Origin of the sequence: Eubacterium oxidoreducens, from assembly GCF_900104415.1 — a bacterium.
Lineage (GTDB): Bacteria > Bacillota > Clostridia > Lachnospirales > Lachnospiraceae > Eubacterium_C > Eubacterium_C oxidoreducens.
This window is the reverse complement of record NZ_FMXR01000007.1, coordinates 67,155-89,869: the sequence shown is the minus strand read 5'-3', so window position 1 is coordinate 89,869 and position 22,715 is coordinate 67,155. Positions and strand designations below refer to the sequence as shown.

15 protein-coding genes and 1 tRNA gene are annotated in these 22,715 nt (G+C 40.9%); 3 read left to right on the top strand and 13 right to left on the bottom strand.

All coding sequences use genetic code 11. The annotated features are described in order from the left end of the window. Positions 1 to 71: 71 nt before the first annotated feature. Genes BLS20_RS04690 through BLS20_RS04680 form a run of 3 tightly spaced genes read right to left on the bottom strand, consistent with a single transcriptional unit; the run spans position 72 to position 5,658 of the window. Positions 72 to 3,044 carry a DEAD/DEAH box helicase gene (locus BLS20_RS04690; protein ID WP_090172757.1) on the bottom strand — a complete coding sequence of 991 codons (2,973 nt, stop codon included), beginning with the start codon at positions 3,042 to 3,044 and terminating at the stop codon, positions 72 to 74. After that, on the bottom strand, positions 3,041 to 4,198 hold the full coding sequence (locus BLS20_RS04685; RefSeq protein ID WP_242870528.1) for a hypothetical protein: 1,158 nt from the start codon (positions 4,196 to 4,198) through the stop codon (positions 3,041 to 3,043). Before BLS20_RS04685 ends, BLS20_RS04690 begins: the two co-directional genes overlap by 4 nt. 5 nt (positions 4,199 to 4,203) lie before the next feature. Further along, a complete protein-coding gene (locus BLS20_RS04680; protein WP_090172754.1) occupies positions 4,204 to 5,658 on the bottom strand; it encodes a hypothetical protein in 1,455 nt (484 codons plus the stop codon). Positions 5,659 to 6,146: 488 nt separating this feature from the next. Here BLS20_RS04680 and BLS20_RS04675 point away from each other — a divergent pair, with 488 nt between their 5' ends. Next, positions 6,147 to 7,478, top strand: a complete 1,332-nt coding sequence (locus BLS20_RS04675; protein ID WP_090172752.1) for an ATP-binding protein — start codon at positions 6,147 to 6,149, stop codon at positions 7,476 to 7,478. Between the two features lie 179 nt (positions 7,479 to 7,657). On the opposite strand, the gene BLS20_RS04670 is transcribed toward BLS20_RS04675, so the two are convergent. Both BLS20_RS04670 and BLS20_RS04665 read right to left on the bottom strand, forming a co-directional pair. After that, entirely contained in the window at positions 7,658 to 7,933 is a 276-nt protein-coding gene (locus tag BLS20_RS04670; RefSeq protein WP_090172750.1) for a hypothetical protein, read from the bottom strand. A 194-nt stretch (positions 7,934 to 8,127) separates the two neighbouring features. Then, complete coding sequence (locus BLS20_RS04665; protein WP_090172748.1) at positions 8,128 to 10,665, bottom strand: C1 family peptidase; 2,538 nt, start codon at positions 10,663 to 10,665, stop codon at positions 8,128 to 8,130. Between the two features lie 249 nt (positions 10,666 to 10,914). Between BLS20_RS04665 and BLS20_RS04660 the strand changes: the two genes are divergently transcribed. Then, positions 10,915 to 12,705, top strand: coding sequence for a methyl-accepting chemotaxis protein (locus BLS20_RS04660; protein WP_090172746.1), 1,791 nt, complete (start codon positions 10,915 to 10,917; stop codon positions 12,703 to 12,705). Positions 12,706 to 13,122: 417 nt separating this feature from the next. On the opposite strand, the gene BLS20_RS04655 is transcribed toward BLS20_RS04660, so the two are convergent. From BLS20_RS04655 to BLS20_RS04620, 7 genes are all read right to left on the bottom strand, one after another. Beyond that, a complete protein-coding gene (locus BLS20_RS04655) occupies positions 13,123 to 14,046 on the bottom strand; it encodes a hypothetical protein (protein ID WP_090172744.1) in 924 nt (307 codons plus the stop codon). Between the two features lie 857 nt (positions 14,047 to 14,903). Next, positions 14,904 to 14,987: transfer RNA gene (locus BLS20_RS04645), tRNA-Leu, on the bottom strand. Positions 14,988 to 15,098: 111 nt separating this feature from the next. Beyond that, on the bottom strand, positions 15,099 to 17,507 hold the full coding sequence (locus tag BLS20_RS04640) for a ribonucleoside triphosphate reductase (RefSeq protein WP_423230169.1): 2,409 nt from the start codon (positions 17,505 to 17,507) through the stop codon (positions 15,099 to 15,101). Further along, positions 17,497 to 18,027 (bottom strand): anaerobic ribonucleoside-triphosphate reductase activating protein, encoded by a 531-nt coding sequence (nrdG, locus tag BLS20_RS04635; RefSeq protein ID WP_242870527.1) that lies wholly within the window; start codon positions 18,025 to 18,027, stop codon positions 17,497 to 17,499. The genes BLS20_RS04640 and nrdG overlap by 11 nt, the downstream gene beginning before the upstream one ends. A gap of 209 nt (positions 18,028 to 18,236) precedes the next feature. After that, the gene (locus BLS20_RS04630; RefSeq protein ID WP_176762291.1) at positions 18,237 to 18,899 is read right to left on the bottom strand and encodes an adaptor protein MecA; all 663 of its coding nucleotides are present in this window, start codon (positions 18,897 to 18,899) and stop codon (positions 18,237 to 18,239) included. A gap of 39 nt (positions 18,900 to 18,938) precedes the next feature. After that, entirely contained in the window at positions 18,939 to 20,423 is a 1,485-nt protein-coding gene (locus tag BLS20_RS04625) for a methyltransferase domain-containing protein (protein ID WP_090172738.1), read from the bottom strand. Then, the gene (locus BLS20_RS04620) at positions 20,404 to 21,102 is read right to left on the bottom strand and encodes a peptidoglycan recognition protein family protein (RefSeq protein ID WP_090172736.1); all 699 of its coding nucleotides are present in this window, start codon (positions 21,100 to 21,102) and stop codon (positions 20,404 to 20,406) included. The genes BLS20_RS04625 and BLS20_RS04620 overlap by 20 nt, the downstream gene beginning before the upstream one ends. A 114-nt stretch (positions 21,103 to 21,216) precedes the next feature. Between BLS20_RS04620 and BLS20_RS04615 the strand changes: the two genes are divergently transcribed. Then, the gene (locus BLS20_RS04615; RefSeq protein ID WP_176762290.1) at positions 21,217 to 22,113 is read left to right on the top strand and encodes a LysR family transcriptional regulator; all 897 of its coding nucleotides are present in this window, start codon (positions 21,217 to 21,219) and stop codon (positions 22,111 to 22,113) included. 27 nt (positions 22,114 to 22,140) lie between these two features. Here BLS20_RS04615 and BLS20_RS04610 read toward each other — a convergent pair whose 3' ends face one another. Then, the gene (locus BLS20_RS04610; RefSeq protein ID WP_090172732.1) at positions 22,141 to 22,590 is read right to left on the bottom strand and encodes a S24/S26 family peptidase; all 450 of its coding nucleotides are present in this window, start codon (positions 22,588 to 22,590) and stop codon (positions 22,141 to 22,143) included. Positions 22,591 to 22,715: the final 125 nt, after the last annotated feature.

The window sequence follows — 22,715 nt, the reverse complement described above, 5'->3', positions numbered from 1 at the left end:
ACAGCGCTTTTCCTGTCCACCGCCATACCAGGTTTTTTTCATGCCATGCGTGATATACTACTCCCTACGCCTTACCCATTGACGATATATTCATATAAATCTTCTCTTACCGGCTCATCCAAAATCCACTCAATTTCCACTGCTGTTTTATTGGTATTCGCCATCGTAAATTCTCTCGTTTTACCGCTTGCCATCATATGCCCCAGATAATAAAACTCTTTTGAAATCCTATCATCCTTATTCTTTCGCACAAACAGCTCCACCTGAATTCCACGTTCCTTCGCCTGCAGGAAATTTTGTACATCATCAGACTTAAGACTTCGACCTGATTTTGAAATTGCGATCAGTGTTTTACTGCTTGTGAAATGGTCTTCATATTTTGTTGAATCGCTGATGTCATCGGCCTTCTCATAATTGATAAATACCGGAAATGTCTTGGTCTTTTTATCGAATTTATACCCACCAATATTAAGCGGAACTTCATTGGTTTCCCAGTTAAGTAGACGGCAAACATCCTCGTAAGTGTATTTTTGATACAATACCAGGTCTGTTTGCGCATAATTATTCCGGTAATCCCTCTCATATCGACTGATTCCAAAATCCACCAGCTCTTCCAAGACATAACGGAATTCCTCATTAAGCAGCATCTGGGAAAATGTCGTCGATACCGTATAGTCATCCTGCTGTTTTTCTAAAAATACACACTGCGCATATGTCTTCTTACCGGAGCCGGCCGGAAATTCATTTGTCATAACATTGATGATATTCTCCATTTGATTTTGGCTAATGTTCTTACCATACATTTGATAAACATCATTCGCAAAACTTTCTAAAAGGCCGCTTTTACTCGTATAGGTCAGCATCTTCTTTAGTAATTGAAGTTCCTGAATTCGTTTTCCACTAGCTAACTTTTTGGAAATGAATTCGATGACTTTCTCTTCATCCTGTGACAGACGAATCTTATATTCTTTTTCATACTTCACTAAGAATTTGTAGTAGGAACCAAGATTTTGATTGTCAAAGATTCGAAGCACATCCATCTCGCCATATCGATCAAAATCACACAGCGCCGGAATTCTTCCAAGCTTGTTCTTAAGGTTTGTATAATTTTCCTTAATCAATTTAAGATCACTAAAGTTCGCACGATCAACCGATTCAAAGATTCGCTTACGACTAATCTCATCAAAATGAACTGTGGACACTCCCGGTATCACACGTCCACCTTCCATCACATAACGCCGGATATTATCCTTGTTATATGTCCGGTCCCCTGACAGCGCAATCGGTATCATAAAGTTATGCTCGTAATTTCCAATAAAATCCAAAATCACCACATATTCCTTACCTTCCGCCTTTCGAAGACCACGCCCGAGTTGCTGAATAAAAACAATCGGTGACTGCGTCGGACGAAGCATGATAACCTGGTTGATTTCCACAATATCGACGCCTTCGTTTAAGATTTCCACCGAGAAGATATAATCAAGCGGTGTCTTCTCTTCGGTTGCGTCATATTCTTCCATTGCCAGTCTGTCAAATGCCTCTCGTCTCTCCGCCTCTGATGCATCTCCATTTAACGCAATCGTTCGATAATGTCTGCCGGTCGTCGGATTAATCAGGCAATTAAACTTTTCCGATAGAATGCGTGACTCTTCAATGCGACTGCAAAACACCAGCCCTTTTACCCGATTCCCGCTATAGGAAAAATACTCCGCCTGCTCTGCGATATGCTTCACACGCTCATCCGCAGTCAATAGATTAAAATCCCGATTCGTAATCTTCGCATCGTCAATCATTGATAAATCACTGATGCCAAAATAGTGAAACGGACATAGCAGCTCCTCTTCCATCGCCTGCTGCAAGCGAATCTCATATGCAATCTGGTAATGGAAGTTCTCGTAGATATTACGGCCTTCGATGTTATCGTCACGTTTATCCGGAGTTGCCGTCATTCCAAGCCAAAGCTTTGGCGTAAAATAATCCATTACTTTTTGATAGGTGTCTGCAGAAGAATGATGTGCCTCATCGAGAATGATACAATCAAATGCATCTGCAGCAAAACCTTTTAAATATGTATCTTTCCCCAAGGTCTGTACAGTTGCGAAAATATAATCAGCATCACATTCATGCTTTCCTGCACCCACAATCCCCATTGAGACATTTCCTGCAAATACTTTTTGATAAGACTTCATAGTCTGCTCTGCAAGAAAATTACGATGAACCAAAAACAGTACTCTCTTAAACCCGAGCTCTCGCATGGCAAATGCAGACGCATATGTCTTTCCGGTTCCGGTTGCGGAAATCAGTAACGCTCTTTCTTCTCCATTTGCAATGATTCTTCGAAGATTTTGAATGAATCCGACCTGCATTGCATTTGGCTGCAATTTGTATTTTTCAAACGAGACTATCTTTTCTTTCTTTGCAATTTCACGCTGATGTTTGATAATTTTATAGCGTTCCTTATATTCTTCATAAAATTCTTCAAACTCTAGAGAATACTCACTGTTCCACAAATCGCGAAATTCATTTACGATATCCTGCGCCATCTCGCCTTGCTCAGTCGAAACAATCTTCGTGTTCCACTCTTTATTCACCGTAAGTGCTCGTCCTGTCATATTTGAGCTTCCGATAATCACGCGATAAATCTCCTTATTTTTGAAGATATATCCCTTCGTGTGAAAACCATGTTCAGCTCGCTCTACGTCGTACATCCTGATTGTAATATTCTTAAGTTCATGCAATTTCTTCAGTGCTCTCGGCTCACTAAAGTTCAGGTAATTCGTGGTCAGAATCTCCCCTGTAATTTCTCGCCTTTCCAGTTCCTGAAGTATCTGCAAAAGCGGCGTGATGCCGCCTAGTGTTATAAAGGCAACGCTGATTTGAAAATGTTCGCACGCCAACAGTTCCTCTTCGATGGAGGATATGACTTTCTTTCCTTCTTTGTAATTGTTTGATACGAATTGCGGCTTGTATGCCAGATTCGACGTGTAGTTACTGTCGATGAAAGCACATTCTAAGCCGTCACGTAGGTTGGTTGTTGAATTCATGAATTATTCTCTAACTCCTTCTGATAATACAATGTCTCACTTACTACATCCACTAGATTATCATTCATTTCTTCCTTTTTTATTTTCATTGCTTCCAACATCTTTTCATTCTTTTTTAACGAATTGCACAACATCTTTTTTTCATTCGCATTAATCTCAACGTCATAAAACAAATTTGACAAAAATATTATTTGATTTTTATATCTCTTATATGGATTATCTTTAATTTTTTTCCCATCCCATAACGCATACTCATTGTAATCCTCCTGCGTATACTTTTCCTTTAATGCTATAATTGGATTTACCAAAAGTTGCGCCGAAGAATTCATGAGATTAACATATGCCCCCAATGTATATTGCTGTGTCTCTGTCATAGAATTATAATCCAAGCCAAATGTTTTGACATCGCCGATTGCATCTTTGATTTTATCTGTCTCATCTATAATTTTGGTTATTCGTTCGTGTAATTCCACAATTGCAAGTTCATATTTTTTTAAATCTCTTAGTGCTATATCCAAAAAGATACGTTCTAAATTTTTATAATCGCTTTTCTTTTTCCACAAAACACCCACGCACACAACAGCAGCTCCCGCAGCAATTCCCCATCCAACAGGCCCTGCCATGGCAAGAAGTACCTCTCCTGCAGCTATTCCTCCACCACCTGCAGCAAGTGCGCCTCCTCCAAGCCATGCCAGCGCTGCACTAGATGCAGCTGCTCCACTCAAGCTAGAAATGGCTGCTCCTGTTGAAGCCACTCCAAATGTTGTAGCGACTCCCATAGCAAATGTTGGTCCCATCGACGCAACTGCAACGCCTGCTCCGACACCGGCAACTCCAACACCAACATTATTTATTTTCATTTGTTCATACTCTTTTTTAATTTTTCTAACCTGCGTTACCCAGTTTTCACGAATTTGCTTTACTTCCTCGCAAATCTGTTTTTCGCCCGATTTCACATTTCTGATTGCATCAAATTGAGCTTGAAGCTCTTCTATTTTTTCATTTAAATTGTTCGTATATTCTCCCAACTCTACAATTAACTGATTCGTTTCTTTAATTCTATCTTGAATTTGATCTGTAGCTATTTGAAGTTCCGACTTCTTTTTTTCTTTTATCTTATCAACATCTAGTTTTCCGAAATTTATTTTTCCCAATTTTACTATATCCCCTCTCCATTAAAGTACGCATCAATATCTCTTTTATCAATTAATCTCTTTGATATCGGAACACACCTTTTTTCAGCCAGATTCACAGATTTTTCAAATGCACTCTTATAAGCCTTGCTTGTTTTTAAATCATCAATAAATGTTAATAGCATTTGATCATCATATACAGCCGCCATTTCTTTCAATCCTTGAATATAATCTTCAAGCACGCTCTTTTTTCTTTCCAGCAAATACGCTTCGTATTCGACGTTCCCTCTCTTTTTCACATTTATAGCTTCGCTATAAAGAGAGATTGTAAACCTTCCGACTCCTACAAGATTTAATCTCATCACAAACTCTTGTGGATTAAACGCGCCCCCTCCACATATAAATCCACGAATTGTTGCATCTCCCATATCTATAAGACAAAACGTACCATGCGCTACCGTCAACATGCGTTTAACTGTAGCATTTTTAAATGGTTCACAAGAATTCCACATATCTTTAAATGAAAACTTTTCAATGCCTTTATCTCCGAAATAACAAAACATTCGTCTAACTGAATACAATGTGCGTACAATCATCTCATTAACAAAAACCGGGATGGCTTGTGTTGCTTGAAATCTTGCATCATACCCCTCTACGTAGATTTTTTCCGCCATATCGTTAAGTGCTCTATCAAAATCTGTTGTCGGGATTTCACGTGTTTCCTTCAAAGCAATAATATCGTTAGTCCAACACATAAATGGAGATGGTATCCCCATACCTCTCCCATTACCACCTGAGGAACCGGACATATCTGATATCATGTGCCCAAACCAGTTGACAAACCCACAAAACAGTTTTGCCGGTACCGTATTACCTTGCAATTCCCATCCCGACTTAGCATCCTTCAAAGATATTAATTCTCCATTTGCCACAAAATGTGACGTATTACAAAATTGATCCAAAATCGAAAAGAATAATCCTAACAAGGTTGGATTATGCCCGAGTGATTTAAAGTGATGATTTTTCGTATTTAATCTGAATATCTCGCTCCCCGCATCCCCAGCTCCCGTTTGATCATATGGAATCTTAAACTTCCTTTCCAAGAATTTCTTAGCCTCAGATACAGAACCATCGCATTCCTTTCCACCCCCGCATAGTTTTGCAAAATTCTTCACACGCTCTTCAACCCAGGTATCCGTCATTTTGCCTAATTTTGATTCTCCGGGTTTTCCGACTAAAAAGATATCAAAGATCCCGCATAATGCGCCACTAGATGCAGCCAATATATAATCAGTTTTATCGCAATTTGCAGTAACCTTTTTTAGACTTTCCTCATTTTCAACTTGCTGTCCTTCAATTTCTAACAGTTCCAGTTCAGCCTTTGATAATGCTGATGCTAAATTTGTCGAAAACGAAAAACTATCCTCTGCCACCTCCAATTGAAGAACGATGCTTTCTTTTGTGCTAAAGTCTTTTTTCATAAATTGTACCTTCTTTTTCACCCATCTTATGTCCGCCCCTGATTAAGCAGCCTTACTTTTTAACTCTAGTTAACCCTACTCCTTGTCCCAAAACCCGGACTGTCCTATTTTTTCCAAATAAAAAGCGCACGCAAATACCTTCCGGCCTCTCCGTGCGTTTCAATCACTATTCCCCTGATTATTATTACCCTGTCACATATGACGCCCCAATTCTCATCCTATATGTTTTATTTTACCAATCCGAACCTTCAAACACAATAATTTCCTGCACTTTCTTTGTTATTTAACTATAACTATTATCATTATTTGTTCCGATTTTATGCGTTTTTTGTGTTTTAATATTCCGATTTTATGCGTTTTCAGCCAATCCAATGTTCCGATTATATGCATTTTTCGCCATTTTAACATTCCGATTTTATGCGTTTATATTGACTTGATTTAAAAACAAAGCTATTATTACAATAAGATTAGTAAGGAGTGTTGATAGGATGTTAAAACGTAAGATTTATACCGAATTACAAAATTGGAAAACTGCGCGTCATAAAGAACAACTAAAAAAATGCTTACTTTTAAAAGGTGCCCGACAAGTTGGAAAATCATTTATCGTAAAGGAATTCGGCGCTCGAGAATATGCCTCCTTCATCAATATTGATTTTTTTAAGAACAAGCAACTAAAACAGATTTTTGAGGGAGAACTTTCCTCTGTTGAGATTTGCAAGAGGATGACGGCAAACATTCCGAATATAAAACTCATTCCGGGTAACACCCTAATCTTCTTAGACGAGATCCAATGTTGTGGCAACGCCCGCACAGCTCTCAAATTTTTAGCCGAAGACTTGCGATTTGATGTAATTGCATCAGGTTCCCTGCTAGGCCTTTCCTATGGACAGGATGCCGACAGCGAGGTAGAAGAACCCTCTTCTCTACCCGTCGGATATGAAACACAGCTTACAATGTATTCTTTGGATTTTGAAGAGTTTCTTTGGGCTTATGGATATGATTCTAAAACTCTTTACGCACTAAAAGAATACATGGGTAGCTCCTCACAAATTCCAGAAAGCATTCACAATCGATATAAGGAACTTTTCCGCGAATTCATGGTTGTCGGCGGTATGCCGGAAGTCGTTATGGACTTTGCTCAAAACAAAGACTTCAACCGTGTTATGGAGATTCAGCAAAATATTGTTGCCCTGTACCAGGATGACATTTCAAAGCATGCAAAGGGCAAAGAAAAACAGTATGTCCGGATGTGTTATGACGCCATTCCAAGACAATTAGCAAAAGAATTAAAAAAATTTCAATACTCCACTGTAGAAAAGGGGCAAACCAGTCGTAAATTCAGCGGAAGCATACAATGGCTAAAAGATTCTTGTCTGGTGAACGCCTGCTACAACGTTTCTGAACCCTACCTTCCTCTCATGGCTAATGAAAAACCGGCACAATTTAAACTCTATATTAACGACACCGGTCTGCTTACCTGCATGTATGGTTTCGAAACGAAAAAAGCCATCCTTAATAATACAATTAAAGGAAATGCCAAAGGTGGAATATACGAAAATATCATCTCCGAATGCCTTATAAAACGAGGCTACAACCTGCATTACTACAAGCCTGATGATGATCATGAATTAGAATTTTTAATTGAAAAAGATGGCGCAGTAATCCCCATAGAAGTAAAAGCTGGCAATACTGCTTCCGTCTCTTTAAACAATTTTATAAAGGATTTCTCACCTCCGGTTGCATATAAACTAATCGCAAATAGAAATGGTATATCCGGAGTAAAGGAAATCCTCCCACACTATTTTGTCATGTTTTTATAAAAAAAACAGCGCGTCGAAAGCATCCCCAACACCTTCGACGCGCTATCTAGTCAAGACTCGCTCGCGAGTCTTGCGCGCCGGATTCGGGTCTGCTTCAGCAGACAAATTCCTGTCCGAATCCGTGCGCATCCTCGCGGAGCGTTTAACTCAGTCGAAGCTTGTACCCCGACTGAGTTAATCTAACATCCCATATACCACTTGCTCTTGGTTAAATGATAATACAAGCGAACGATCTGTTCTCTTCCCCATACCTCAATCTTGCAGGCAAAGACCAAAATATCATTCGTCACATACACTCCATCCGGCGTGGTATATGCCCCGCGTCCGGACAAATTTTTATAGCCCTTAATCGTATAAGCATGAAATTCCCCATCAGAATCTGTAACCCGAATTCGCATAGGGATAATCTCATCTTCTTTTGTAAATTCGCAAATCACATCCAACTTTTTTTCCATCACAACTGCTCCTTTGGTACAGTTATTATAGAACGCATGTTCGTATTTGTAAAGCGAACAAATTATTAAATTTTGCCGTTTTTATAATTCGGATTTCGGAAGAATTTCAATCAAATCTGTACCATATCCTAAAAAACGGAGCTTTCGTCTTAGATGATGAAATCATCTCGGCGAAAGCCCCATTCTTCCTTCCATTATTTCACTATAATCTTACACTTTACGGTTTTTGAAGCCGCCTCATAATTCGCATTTCCTGCTGCTCTTACCTTAATTCTAATTGCATACGTCCCCTTCTTTGTTCCCTTTTTCACAGTCACCTTACCGGTCTTCTCATTCAATATCAGGCATTTCGCTGCACTCACTTTTTCATACGTAATTTTCCCTATCGCTCTCTTTACTGACAGCGGACAGACAACTTTGATTGCCCTTTTCTTAACCGCGTTATATTTCACCTTTTTCTTAACTGCCGATACCTTCATGGTATTGGCGGTCTTATTAATCTGCAATTGTGTTGCTGCACTGATTGCCGCTTTATAGTTGGCATCTGCTGCAAGCGTTGCCTTTACAAAATATATACCGGCCTCTTTCACAGACGAAGCATGAATCGGCTTTGAACAGGCCGCATCCAAATAATATGCATACGTAACCCGGCCACTTGAGCCGGACTTTGTCACCTTGCCGGTATAGGCAATGGTCTTTCCGGTGTATGTCTTTGTCTGCGCTGCAAGCTTGATAAATGCATCTGCTTTTAAGATGGTAAATGTACGAGATACCGTTCCGCAATACTGCCCTCTTCCAGTCACGATGACCGTTGCTGTACCGGCATTAATATTATCCTTATAAGAAACCCGATAATCCGTTTCTTCATTCAGCGTAATATCATTTTTTACAACCGTCACATTTGGCTCAAACGCTGCCCCGGTATAAGAATACTGCGTCTCATCCAGTGTCACATCTGCAGTCACCAGATTACTTTCCGTCAAATCCACTGTATTGGTAAACAGCTTTATATGCCAATCATAATTCACCGCTCTTCCATTTAACTTACTCTTTCCGCCTCGAACCGCATATCCGAAAAAGAGGCATTGGCCATCACTGTCTACCATTCGGACTGCATCTTCCCCTCCCATATAAACCTGACCGGATTTTGAAGTTGGCACAATCTGCACCGTTACATTCGTATCCTTGTCAATAATCAGCTTCTTCTCTAGTTCTATCGTATAGTTTCCCTCGTAGGTTGTCTCAATCGAACCCGTAACAGACTGTTCTCCTGCAGTGACCGTCGCATCCAAAGTAAGATCCGTGCTTCCCGTTCTAACGCTGACGGCCTCTATCTCCTCTCCGGCATCTACCGGATAAGACTCCTCTAGAACAGCTCCATTGCTCACTCTGTGGCTGTTCATTCCGGCTGCTCCATCATAAGCATAACAATTGTCATAGCCATCTTGCTGTACGTCAAATGCATGTACACTCATTGAGGTTACTCCCATATCCTCATAGCTCATCCAAAAATATCCGTATACGCTCTCTTCAAAATCAGCATTGTCTTCATCCGAACCGTCCAGCCAGGAATTGCGAACCAACCATGCGCCGTCATGATTCGGCTTGTCCTTATCATCTAGAAAATTCTCCTTTGGAAAATTGTCATTCCAACCAACCAGCATAATGGCATGATTGCTGCATTCCTCCCCATTATAATAATAAGAATTATGTGTTGCACTATAATACTCATCCTCATATTCCATTACAGCATACACGCTGCCGTGATCCATAATTGCTGTCTTTATCCCATCTTGATCTGTGATTGCAATATCATAATAATTAACCATCGTTGCCGCATTATTGCTTAATGCATATGTGTCGTCGATCCTTACTTGCAGCGCCTCGTCTAATTCTTTCTTACTTACCCATGTATATGGCACATCGGCTTCCGCTACTGCTCCTACATTGTTGGCAAGACTATTCACTGCCAAATAGATATTTCCTCCGAGATTCAGATAATCTTCTTGCGAGCTTATCGTATCATTATCATGAAGATCCTTAGGATCGTCATACCCTTTATTTGTAAAATAGGCCAATGCCAATTCCGACAAATCAATGTTCTCATCTGCCAAATCACTTGCTATCAAATCTGCTTCTAATGCCCCAATTGTTGCAAATGCCCAGCAGGTTCCATAGGCGGACTGATCCCGAAGTGCCGGAAGCCCATCCCCATTCTCACGGGTGTCATATGCGCTTGGAAGCGACGCATTCTCCGAAATTGACTGTACCGTCTGTACCTGATGCGCATCCTCAACTTGCAAATAATTTTCTACCGGACCGCCATCTTCTTTCCCCGTCACAACCGTTATGGTCGGCATATCTGCCTCTACCTCTATGTCATCCATCACTGCCTTAAATGTATACTCACCAAGAGACTCATCATAATCTTCTTCACATTCCCATGTAACCGGAACCTCAACTTCTGTCCTTGACTGAAGTACCGTTCCCGTTGAAACCGTTACCGTAAGCGTATCCGGCAATGTTTCTAACAGACTTTCCAAACATGGCTTATATGCAAGTTCTAGCGTATCCTCCTGCAGCTTATCAATCTCAAGCACCGTTGCATTACCGGACTCCAGCGCCTGCAGCACACTTTCTTTCGCATAAGCAGTATCTGTTTCTCCCCAAGTCACCGCTCCAGCAACTATGACTATCGCTAACCCACCAGCCAATATTTTCCTTCTCTTCATAATCAATCACCCTCATTTTCTTTATAGTGGTATCATCTTACTTTGCATACAAATAAAAGTCAATATTTTTTGTTACATAAGTACTATTTTTGTAGTCCAACTCTACCTGAAGCTCTAACTTTATATAAAACGTACAATTATCTTAGAAAAAAAAGATAAAATTTTACTTTATAGAGCCTCTCTGCTGACACTCCTCTTTTTTTATGGTAATATATTACTATATTGTTAGTGCAAAGGGAGGTAAAATGCATGAAAAAGAAACCATCTAGCAGTCCAAAAAATATGCAAAAAGGAAGAAGCGTTCAAAGCAAACTACTTGTACCAATCAGTATTCTTGCAATTATCGGAATCGTTGCATGTCTTTTGAGTTCTATATTGCTTAACAAAGTACAAACTGCCAGCGAACAGATTGAAGATGTCAGTATCGCTTCACTAGACCACATCGATACCATCGGAACACAATTTCAGGTTCTTCAAAAATTGATATTTGCCTATTGTTTAAATGATAATGCCGATACTTTAGAGCACATTTCGGGAGATATCGAATCCGCTATTGAAGCCACGAATACAGCCGTCGAAGAATATGCTGATTATACACAAAGCTCAGATGAAGAAACTGCTTATGAAACATTAAAAGCAGATTATGAAACCTTTATGACTTTATATAATCAGGCAGTTTCAGATGCGACTTCCGGAAACATCGAAGCTGCCATTACCTTAGCAAACAATGATTTGACATTTGCCGGAGTAGCAGTTGAAGCAGATATTTCAACATTAGCAGAAGCAAACACTACGGAAATCGTAGCCACCATCGAAACGCAAAAGAAGACCTATAACATTTCCAAAATCATTACTTTGATTTGTATTGTTATCATTATTGCAATTTCTGCACTTGTTGTACTTGTTGTCTACAGAGCCGTTACCAAGCCTCTTCGTATTGCACACAAAGACTTAGAGCATATCTTAAAGAGTATTGACGAGAACAAAGGTGACCTTGCCGCAAGACTTCAAGTATTCAGCGGTGACGAAATCGGTGCTTTATGCTCTGGTATTAACCTTCTTATGGAAACCCTGCAAAATGTTATGTTACAGTTAAAAGACAATTCGGGACAGATGAACACAATCGTAAACAACATCCTGTCAAATGTTTCAAATTCAAATGCCAATGCAACAGACATTTCTGCAGTTATGGAAGAACTTTCTGCTACGATGGGTGAAGTATCCTCACACATGGATGCGGTAAAGACACAGGCTCTTGATGCCGATCACGATGTCTCAACCATTGCAGAAAATGCAGATGAAATCTTAGAGTATTCCAATGAAATGAATCAGCGTGCGAACGAAATGAAAGATACCGCTGAAAAGAATCTCAGCGAAACAACCTCCTACATTGCGGATATCAGTGACACCTTGAAACAAGCAATTAAAGATTCTGAAAGCGTAACACAGGTACAATCTTTAACCGAAGATATTCTCAGCATTTCCAGCCAAACCAATCTGTTAGCATTAAACGCTTCTATTGAGGCGGCAAGAGCTGGAGAGGCCGGTAAGGGATTTGCCGTTGTCGCAGATGAAATCAGTGCTTTGGCAAACTCTTCTCGTGAAACTGCCAACAATATTCAAGAAATCAATAACATGGTTGTAACTAGTGTAAATCACTTAGTTGACAGTGCAAATGCTATCATCACCTACATCGACGAAACCATTCTTAATGACTATACAACCTTCGTCGACTCCGGTCAGCAATATCAAAATGATGCTGCATATATCAATACCAAAATGATTGAATTTGCTCAGAAAACAGAAACCTTGAATAATATCATTAATAACATGGTAAATTCATTTGAAGAAGTTTCCGGCGTGGTTGGTCAAAGTAGCGGAGCTGTTACCACAGCTGCCGAAAACACCACCATGCTTGTTGGCGAAATCACGCAAATCAATAGTGACGTGACAGAAAACAGAGAAATTGCCAACTCCTTTATCGAAACGACCTCCAAATTCCAGACGGAAGCCACAGCAACTGAAGTGCCAGAAGAATAACTCATAAAACCTTGAAGGAGACACCTAGACGATAAAAAACGTCTTGATGTCTCCTTCTTTTTCTTAAACGATATAAGACGTTGCCTCTTGCACCTGTCTGATTTATTTTCACATTTCTTTCATTTTATTTCAAAAATTCTTCCTACAATAATCACTTATCATTCACATTAAGCCGCTATAGTATAACCATCGAAGGAAACATATTCCTCGAACAATTGCAGAAGCTGTCGACCAATCGACTTTAACGCTTGGGACAGCCTTGCATATATAAAACTTTTTCATAATCTCGTAAATCGAAAAGATTTACAATTCTCCCTCTTTTTAAAGAGCTGCGAAATTACCGTTTTTTTACTCCCCCCTCACAATTTTATCGGTAATCTCGCAGCTCTTTGTTGTATGTTCAACGTTTCATTTCCATCATGCCTGAATATTAATTCCCATTGCGCTGCCCATGCTTTGGCTACCTTTTTCCTGCGCAATATGTATCATATCTTTTAAATATTCCATATCTGCTTTCACGATATCTTTTTGTTCCGATGAGCGATGCTTACGTTTTAGTTTTTCTAATCCTTCTTCGCTCATATGCGGATCCACAATTTCCATTTGGTCAAATATCTCCGATAGTTCTTCTAGTTCTTTTAATTCTTCTTCTCCATATTCCGCTATCATCTCATTCATTTCGTCGAGCATTTGCTCCGGATACTCTTGTACCGCTTGCGCCAGCATATTCTCACGCTCTTTAAAGATTGCATCCTCTTGCTTTGTAATTTCTTCTTTTGCCTCATCCAACAAGCAATTTTTTATTTCTGCCGCAGCATCTTCCTGCTTTTGTAATTTTTCATCCTGTTTTTGTGTATGCTCTACCAGTTCTTCCAATTCCAAATGACGCTTCTTTTTTTTCGCCACAATCTCCATACGCTTTGCATGCGATAATGCCACCTGTAACTCCTCAGCATCTCCGTCTCCGGCTGCAATCTGCCGCTTAATCTGTGAAATCTTTCGTTTTGCTGCAATAACTGCCTGCCCTGCGCTGATTGACGTTTTGGCTCGCAATATCTTTGTTGCAACTTCTTTATAATTGTAACTTGTTGGTTTTTTATAAGATTCGTTTTTCTTGGTCGTGGATGTAGAAGTCAAGTCAAGATAACCGTTTTGTTTATTGACGGACGTACCTACATAAGCTTTCTCATTTTGAACCGGTGTGCGCTTCAATTCCTGCAGCCGATCCTTGAGCTGCTTTGTAGACTCCTTTGACTGACTTGAAGGTTGATTGGATAATTGATTTTGCATAGTTGTCGTCTGTGACAAATATGTTGCCTGCTTAACAAACGGAATATTCATAACGCTACCTCCCTGTAGACTTACCCAAAATCCTTTTTGGTACTATTTCCGCTGCCTTCATCTTTTATATCGTCTATTATCCTTGTTTCCTAAACCTTCAAACAACGTTATCTAACTTTTCTATTACGGTTGTCAAGACTCGCTCGCGAGTCTTGCGCGCCGGATTCGGGTCTGCTTCAGCAGACAAATTCCTGTCCGAATCCGTGCGCATCCTCGCGGAGCGTTTAACTCAGTCGGAGCTTGTACCCCGACTGAGTATAGTTTGTCATACCCCCCCACCTACGCTAACGCTTAGAGGTGGGGGATTTCTCCGACTGAGTTAAATACGCTAATAATCATACTACAATCCTTGGTACAATGACAAACTGATATTAACTTATGTCTTTTTCTCATACTCTGAAACTCCATTCCTATAGCAAACTATAACACGAAAAAAAATTAAGTAATCAGTTCCAACTCGTTCCAAATAATAGATGAAACCTAATTTTTCCCAGTTTTAGTAATGAGGGATATACCAACCCAAAACTATGGGACTTGATTCTCGGCGTGTTGGAACACGCCTCGGTCGGCGCTCCTCGCTTCGCAAGGGTCGTCCACCGGACGACCGCGCCCCACCCGACTGCAGATTGCTTTCTTTTAGTGGGAGTCCCATCCGTGCGGAAGATGGGGTGAGGTGGAAATAGAAAAAGGTCCGGTGGACCTTTTTCCCACCGAACCGACCGACGAAGACCGCCAGGTCGAGGAGACCTTGAACCCATGGGTTCAAGGGACTCCTCGGCCTGTTATTTTAGAACTAGGTGCATCTGTTTATAAATAAAAAAAGAACTAAGGCATGCACCTTAGTTCTAAAATAATAATGCGGAAGATGGGACTTGAACCCACACGATCTTGCGATCACAAGATCCTTAGTCTTGCTCGTCTGCCAGTTCCGACACTTCCGCATGAACCTTATTAAGTTCGTGTCACTCACGCGACTTGATTATAATATCAAACCGCGTAAGTAATGTCAATATAAATTTTCTATTTTTTTCATTTTTTTAACCCGGTGTTCCTTATCCGGCAACTTTTTTTACATATCCCATAATATTGCTAACATTAGAATATGTCACATATCCGCCCTCATTAGGTACCAATAATGTCGGTGCCGATAAGATGCTATACTCTTTTGCAAGCTCAGCGCCTTCCTGTTCCTCTGCGTAAACCACACGATATTCAATATTTGCACCTTCAAGCGCATGCTTTGCAACCTCACAGTTCGGACAAGTCTTTGTAGCAAGGAGAATATTAAATCCTTCTACCGACTCGCTTAATGCATCCTGAACTGCTGCCGTATTATTGCTTACTTCATCCTTTCCAGCGGATTTACTGCCGGTGATTTCAATTTTCTTATAAGTCTTTCTGTTCTTATATTCAGAAACCTTACCATCGTTCCAGTTCTTCACCGGACGATAATAGCCGGTAATTCTAGAGTAGACTTCCGCCTCTCTTCCGCAAGTCGGACATACAAAATGTTCGCCGGAAATATAACCATGTTCTGCACATACCGAATAAGTCGGCGAAATTGTATAATACGGCAATCGGAAATTGTCCGAAATCTTCTTTACAAGTGTTGCTGCTGTTCTCCAGTCCGGAAGATTTTGTCCAATAAAACCATGAAATACAGTTCCACTCGTATAGAGCGTCTGCAAATCATCTTCAATCTCAAGCGCGTCAAAAATATCATCCGTATATCCAACCGGGAGATGTGTGCTGTTCGTATAATACGGGGTCTCACCCTCACCTGCAGCTGTGATAATATCCGGAAATTCTTCTGTATCATGCTTGGCAAATCTGTAAGTTGTTGACTCTGCCGGCGTTGCTTCAAGATTAAAGAGTGCATTGTACTGTTCCTGATAATCCGAAAGGCGCTCTCGCATATGATTTAAGCATTCAATCGCAAATGCATGACCTTCTTCTTCCACAATTGTACCGCTCAGCCATTTTGCATTCTCAATCACTTCATTCATACCAACAAGACCAATGGTTGAAAAATGGTCATCAAATTTGCCCAGATAACGCTTTGTATATGGATACAGTCCCTCATCCAAAAGTCGTGTAATAACCTGACGCTTCATATCCAGCGAACGCGCCGCGATATCCATATAGTGATCAAGCATTCCATAGAAATCTTCCTTCGTTTCTGACATATAAGCCATTCTTGGAAGATTTAATGTAACAACACCGATCGAACCGGTACTTTCTCCGGAACCAAAATATCCGCCGCCCTTCTTGCGAAGCTCACGAAGATCAAGACGAAGTCTGCAACACATACTTCTAACATCCGAAGGATTCATATCGGAATTGACATAGTTAGAAAAATATGGAGTTCCATACTTTGCCGTCATTTCAAAGAGAAGCTTGTTATTCTCTGTCTCGCTCCAGTCAAAATCTCTTGTGATGGAATAGGTCGGAATCGGATATTGGAACCCTCTTCCATTCGCATCACCTTCAATCATAATCTCAATAAACGCCTTATTGATCATATCCATTTCTTTCTTACATTCTCCGTAAGTAAAGTCCTGTTCCTCGCCACCAATAATCGCCTTAAGATTCTTCATATCATCCGGAACCGTCCAATCCAATGTAACATTTGTAAACGGTGCCTGCGTTCCCCAGCGAGATGGGGTATTTACGCCGTAAATAAAGGATTGAATGCACTGCTTTACTTCTGCATAATCCAGATTATCAATCTTAACAAACGGCGCAAGATACGTATCAAAGGATGAAAATGCCTGTGCTCCTGCCCATTCATTTTGCATAATTCCAAGGAAGTTCACCATCTGGTTGCACAATGTGCTAAGATGTTTTGCCGGGGCACTGGTAATTCGTCCGGCAACACCGCCAAGTCCCTCCTGAATCAACTGTTTCAAGCTCCATCCTGCGCAATAGCCGGTGAGCATGGAAAGATCGTGCAAATGCAAAAAACATTTACGATGTGCCTGTGCAATCTCATCATCATAAACTTCGGTCAACCAATAATTCGCTGTAATCGCACCGGAATTGGATAAAATCAATCCTCCGACACTTAAAGTCACGGTCGAATTCTCTTTTACTCGCCAATCCTTTTCCGCGCCAATATAATCATTTACCAGTTTCTTATAATCGAGCAAGGTCTTTTTCGTCTCACGAATCTTCTTTCGTTCGGAACGATATAAGATATAGGCCTTCGCAGTATTCGGATACCCCAAAGTCATCAGAATCTGCTCAACTTTGTCTTGAATCTGTTCTACGCTAAGGATACTCCCCTGCGCTTCATCCGATCCTGTTGTCGCCATAATACTTGCTGCTCTAGAAACGGCTGACACCTCTCTGGCATCAATTTCTCCGGTTGCCAAAAAAGCCTTCGCAACTGCATTTTCAATCTTGGTGATATCAAATGATACCCTGGCGCCGTTTCGTTTGATTACTGTTTCAATACTCATAACATTCCCTTTCTTCCCTAATCTCCACGCTTTTTCCACTTCGTAAACTTTCCACAATATCAATCAACCTTTGATTTGTGCTCCCCCGATAAATGCATTCTGAGGATTTGAGGCCCAATACAAATCTCCCATCTACCAATACGTCCACATAATTGAGTGCTTCAATTGCCGCATCTCCTGCTTTTCCTGCAAGAAGCTCTTCCAACGTCCATCCTGTATAAACCCATACCGAAAGTCCCATCTCCTTAGCCGCTTGCGCAATGGCCAAAGCTGCTTGCGCCTGCACAAATGGATCGCCTCCCGACAATGTGATGCCATCTAGATATCTTGTTTTTCTCATCTTATCAATGACCGACTGAACACTGACATATTCGCCGCCTTCCACATCCCACGTATCCGGATTATGACAGCCATCACAAGCGTGTATGCATCCCTGAAAGAAGATGCTCATTCGAACTCCCGGTCCGTCAACCATGGAATGCGCCACGATTCCGGCAAGATGCATGTACAATTCCTTCATAATATGCCTCCGCTCTCAATTATAGCCTCTGTGAAAATTATATCCACAACTTGTACTATTGTCAATCGCAAAATACTATATATTGTGTTTCGCGAATTTTCGCACTGAGTCATTAGTCCTAACATGGTCCTCCCTTTCCCCAAAACAAATAAAAGCCTTTAAGACAGGGCATTTCCCCTCATCTTAAAGGCTTTTTCTCTTCTGATTCTTTACAGGCTTTGAAGTCTTGCAATTGCATCCTTTTCAATCAGCACTTCACCATGTTCTTCCAAATAGGCAATTACATTGCGCCCACTCTCAAGATTTTGTCCAAATTCCAACGCAAGCCCGCCAATATGACGATACTGCTCACTGGTAAATTCAGCCTTGATTACCAGATAGTATTCATCATCAAGCTTATAAGCCGTACTGCAAATACCATCCTCCAAAACATTACGGCAATATTCTATCAGTAGATTTAAAGAAGGAAAACCAATCATAACCTTATCACCAATCAGTTTTAAGAATCCATCCTGTTCCTTCTTCGATACCGTTTGCTCCAGATCGAATTCTTCATTTAATTTCGCATAATCTAATATCGCATCATGAAAACGACGAATCTTCTCCTTTACGGTTGTTGCCGTTGGAGAACCATCATAAATCAGCAATGAAAGTCCCTTCCCTGGCAGCATCGTTGCTTCCATGGATACTGTTGCCCGTTCGCCCATGCGAAATCCGGTTTCTTCCTCAGCATCCTCTAAAATAAGATGCAGAAAGTCCTGTGCACGCTCTGTATCACTGATAATATCCTCCAGTTCAAATCCAAGCTCATCCATCTCCTGCTCGGTAATCATACATCTTAGCGTTGTGTCATTTACAATTGCAAATTTCATATCAGCACCACCTTTCTGCTTTCCTAACATATCCATCTATTATTTATATCGTAAAATATACTCAAATAATTCATCCTTTTTTCGGAGCAAATGTTCTTCTTTTAAAGAAAATTGAGGATGAAGTCGAATCTGCTTCTTGATTCGGTTCCCTTGCGTGGACAATAATATCACAACTGCTCCCGGTTTCATAATCTTGGCAGTTGCATCGAAGAATTTTTGATAAAACGCCTCTTCTTCAGCTGCACTCTGCTTAGCGAGCGGAAGTTCGCATATCAGCTCGTCAAACTTTTCCTTAAAAGTAGCATCAAAATAATCACGATGAATAAAATGAATCCGTCGATCCGCTTTCGTCGCATTTTCCATCGCCGCCTCAATCGCTTCACCATAAGTATCGATTCCAAAAGCTGCTCCTACCCGGCCTTGCCGATAACGTTCAATCAACAGCGTACCGGTTCCACAAAGCGGATCCAATACATGTGCCCCTTCCGTAAGATAAGTTCTTGCAATGGTAAGGGCCAATGCCGCCAGCTGTGGTCGCATAGCCGTCGAAAGAATCCTGCTACGATAAGCAAATCTCCTCTCTTCTATTGTAAACAATTTTAGAAATGGTTGCAACAAACCACTGGTTGTCTGGTAAAAACGAATCTCAATCTCATAATCCGAAGGATCATTTTGCAAATATCCGCCAAATGCTTTTTCCGTTTCCGCAATAAAAGCTTTCAAAAACTTCGCTTTTTCCTTTTCTTCCATGCGTCCTGCCAGTTGCACACGGAATCGAAATCCCTCTTCTCCTTCATGATAATGTTTTAAAATTGTTTTCAAATCTGACTTTACAAGAGCTCTCGCCGCAGATTTTGCATCCAGACTAATCTTACTTTCGAGGTGAAGCGCAAATAACATCTCTCCATATAATGGATTGTCTATCACTTCATCCGGACATACATTCTTCATTCTGACTCCAAGGCTCATCACCTTAGATAGCACCCCCGGATACTCCTTAGCCAATAATTGTCCATATCCATACGGCATGGTAAGGAGCAAATCACTTGGACGATGATTGCCGATAAACGCATGCCCCTTATTGACCTCGTACAAGCTAAGCAGCTTTTGCATCTCATGCGTCTCTTCCCGCAGATGCTTTTCTTCTTCTTCCTTCGCCTCAAATTGATACAACTCCTGCAAACGCCGGCGAAGCTTCTCAAGTATTGCTTCACAATCCAGATTCTGCATCGCTTTTAGATAACTGCTTTTGACAAACCTTTGTGTCTCCTTCTCATATGCATTCCATAAAAGTTCCACAGCATCTTCATCTTCAAGCTGTCCCAAAAGCAGTGCTCCGCTCTTACGTACCTTGGCATCTTCATGCTCTAACAGACTACGCACACAGCTAAAGTCACCGCCGCACAGTTCATAAAATTCCTCTGTTGCACCCTCTTCTTTCAGCAGACTGCGCAGTTTCGATGCTGCACCTCTGGCATTCTCCGTATGTAATTGCTTAATCAGGTTATTCATCTTCGTCTTCATCTATTACCGTTCCATATTCCTCTATATAATCTGCCACATCTTGTTTAAACTGCTCCCATGCCTTCGGATGTTCTACATAATATTTCGGACAATTCTTTCCCGTAACATCATAATGGCGAATAACACCCGTAGCCGGATCCAGCGAGAACTTCCCGCACAGCCACGCTGTCAGCTGTACGCAGCTGGCATAGGTTTCATCATTAAACTCACCACTCTCATCCTCAATACAACATTCAATTGCAAGCGTATCCGAATTACGATCATTGGAGGCATATGCCATCTCCGATGTCGGAATGCATTGGATAATCTCACCTTCTAATCCAATCACAAAATGACTACTTGCTTTTGTCGTATGCGTCGTTGCAAGATTATTGAAATAATCACGATTCGCTTGCGCGCTCGTACCCGGATTCGCGGTATAATGAATCACGATTGCATTTACTTTTTTAAGTGCTATTTGTGGTCTTGTATATTCGCTCACATCAAGCAACTGTACATCAATCTCCGGTTCTGTCTGCACAACTTTTTCGCTTACTGATGTCGACTCGCTATTCTGCTTTCGAATCTCATGAACCAACGCGATAATAATGATCATTGCAATCGCAAACAATATATATAATATTCTTCTGTTACGGACTGCTTTCTTCCGCCGGCTGAGTCTTATTTTTCGCTTCGCCATATTCCTGCCAATCCTCTTTTAAATGTGCTACTAGTGTAACATATTTTTTTGAATTTTGTTCCAAAAGATGCTATGATATTCTTTAAGATTACATTAAGGAAGGAGGAAATATTTATGACAACATTTCAGATAAAATGCTTTTTGGCAGTCGCCGATACGTTAAACTTTACTAAGGCAGCACAGCAACTATTTATTGCACAATCATCCCTTAGTCGTAACATTTTTAATCTGGAAAAAGAAATCGGATTGACCTTACTTAATCGTAACAAAAAAACAGTCCGCCTTACTCCTGCCGGAAGCATTTTGTATGAAGAATTTACCAAGACATTAAATCAGATTGAACAGGCTATTCAAAAGGCCTCTGCCACCATTACCGGTTCTGACCGCATGGCAATTGGCATCTTAGAGACCCAAAGAACGGCTAACTATCTGCCACAAGCCGTCAATCAGCTTCGTGCAGAATATCCTAATATTTCCGCCACCTTCCAACGTGGTACTTTTAAGCAACTTCGTGACTGGCTCGCTGCAGATGAGATTGATCTTGCCATCACTCTCGGTTTTGATCTGCCGGATTATCAAGCCAGTATGGACGTATCCTGTCAATCCTTTATCCGCTCATTGCCAATCTGTGCCTTGTCTAGATTGCATCCTTTGGCCGAGCAGCAAAGTATTACTTTTGAGGATTTAAAAAATGATACTCTCGTTACAATCGGCCCGGAAGTGTCAAGCTGTGGTTATGAAGGAATGATTTTGCTATGCCAGCTTCATGGTTTTGAGCCTAAGGATATTATCACCACTTATTCCTTAGAGTCTTCTATGCTGATTTTGGAAAACAACAACTGTTTTAGCATCATCGACGAGAATTCTAATTTTGTTAACAATCCCGCCCTTCGCTGCATTCCTATCAGCACCGGCAATACACTAAATGTTGTTGCAATCTGGAAGAACAATTCCTCGCAGCCTTATGTTTCCCATCTCGTAAGCTTGCTTACACAAACCGCAAAAAAATAATTCTTCGTAATATACCAAAGAGGCAATTTACCGATGAAGGTTGCCTCTTCTTTTTCGCATCTTTCTCTTCCGATACCAAATCATATGACGCCATACATGCGCAAAAAACCACCACCAAAAATCACCCGGCTCATAAACAATCCCTTTTCGTTTCACCGAAGTAACAATGGCAAATACCGCATCCTGCGGCACCGGTCCTTCCATCTCAATCTGATTATCTCCTATAATATAAAGCCCTTCTTGTGAAATGTGATGAATACGATGCAACACATATTGCCCGCCCGGCCTTGTGAAAAACACGATATCGCCAGCCTTAAGCGGTCTGCTTGGTGAATTCAACCAAACCTCATCCCTTTTCGAAATCAAAAACGGGGACATGGAATTGCCACTAATCACCATATTCACCTGATGTCCTTCTTCTATCAGTTCTTTTAACATCGTCACATATTCTTTCGTATCAACGTCTCTGCTTGCCATATCATGCCTCCATATTAGGTCTCGCCCACTAGAAATGGCGCGGTATTTGCATTCGCGTAGCGAACCTATTTCACAAGAAAACCCCTGCGCATCCTCATGCAGCGTTTTTCATAATCCAAGCTTAT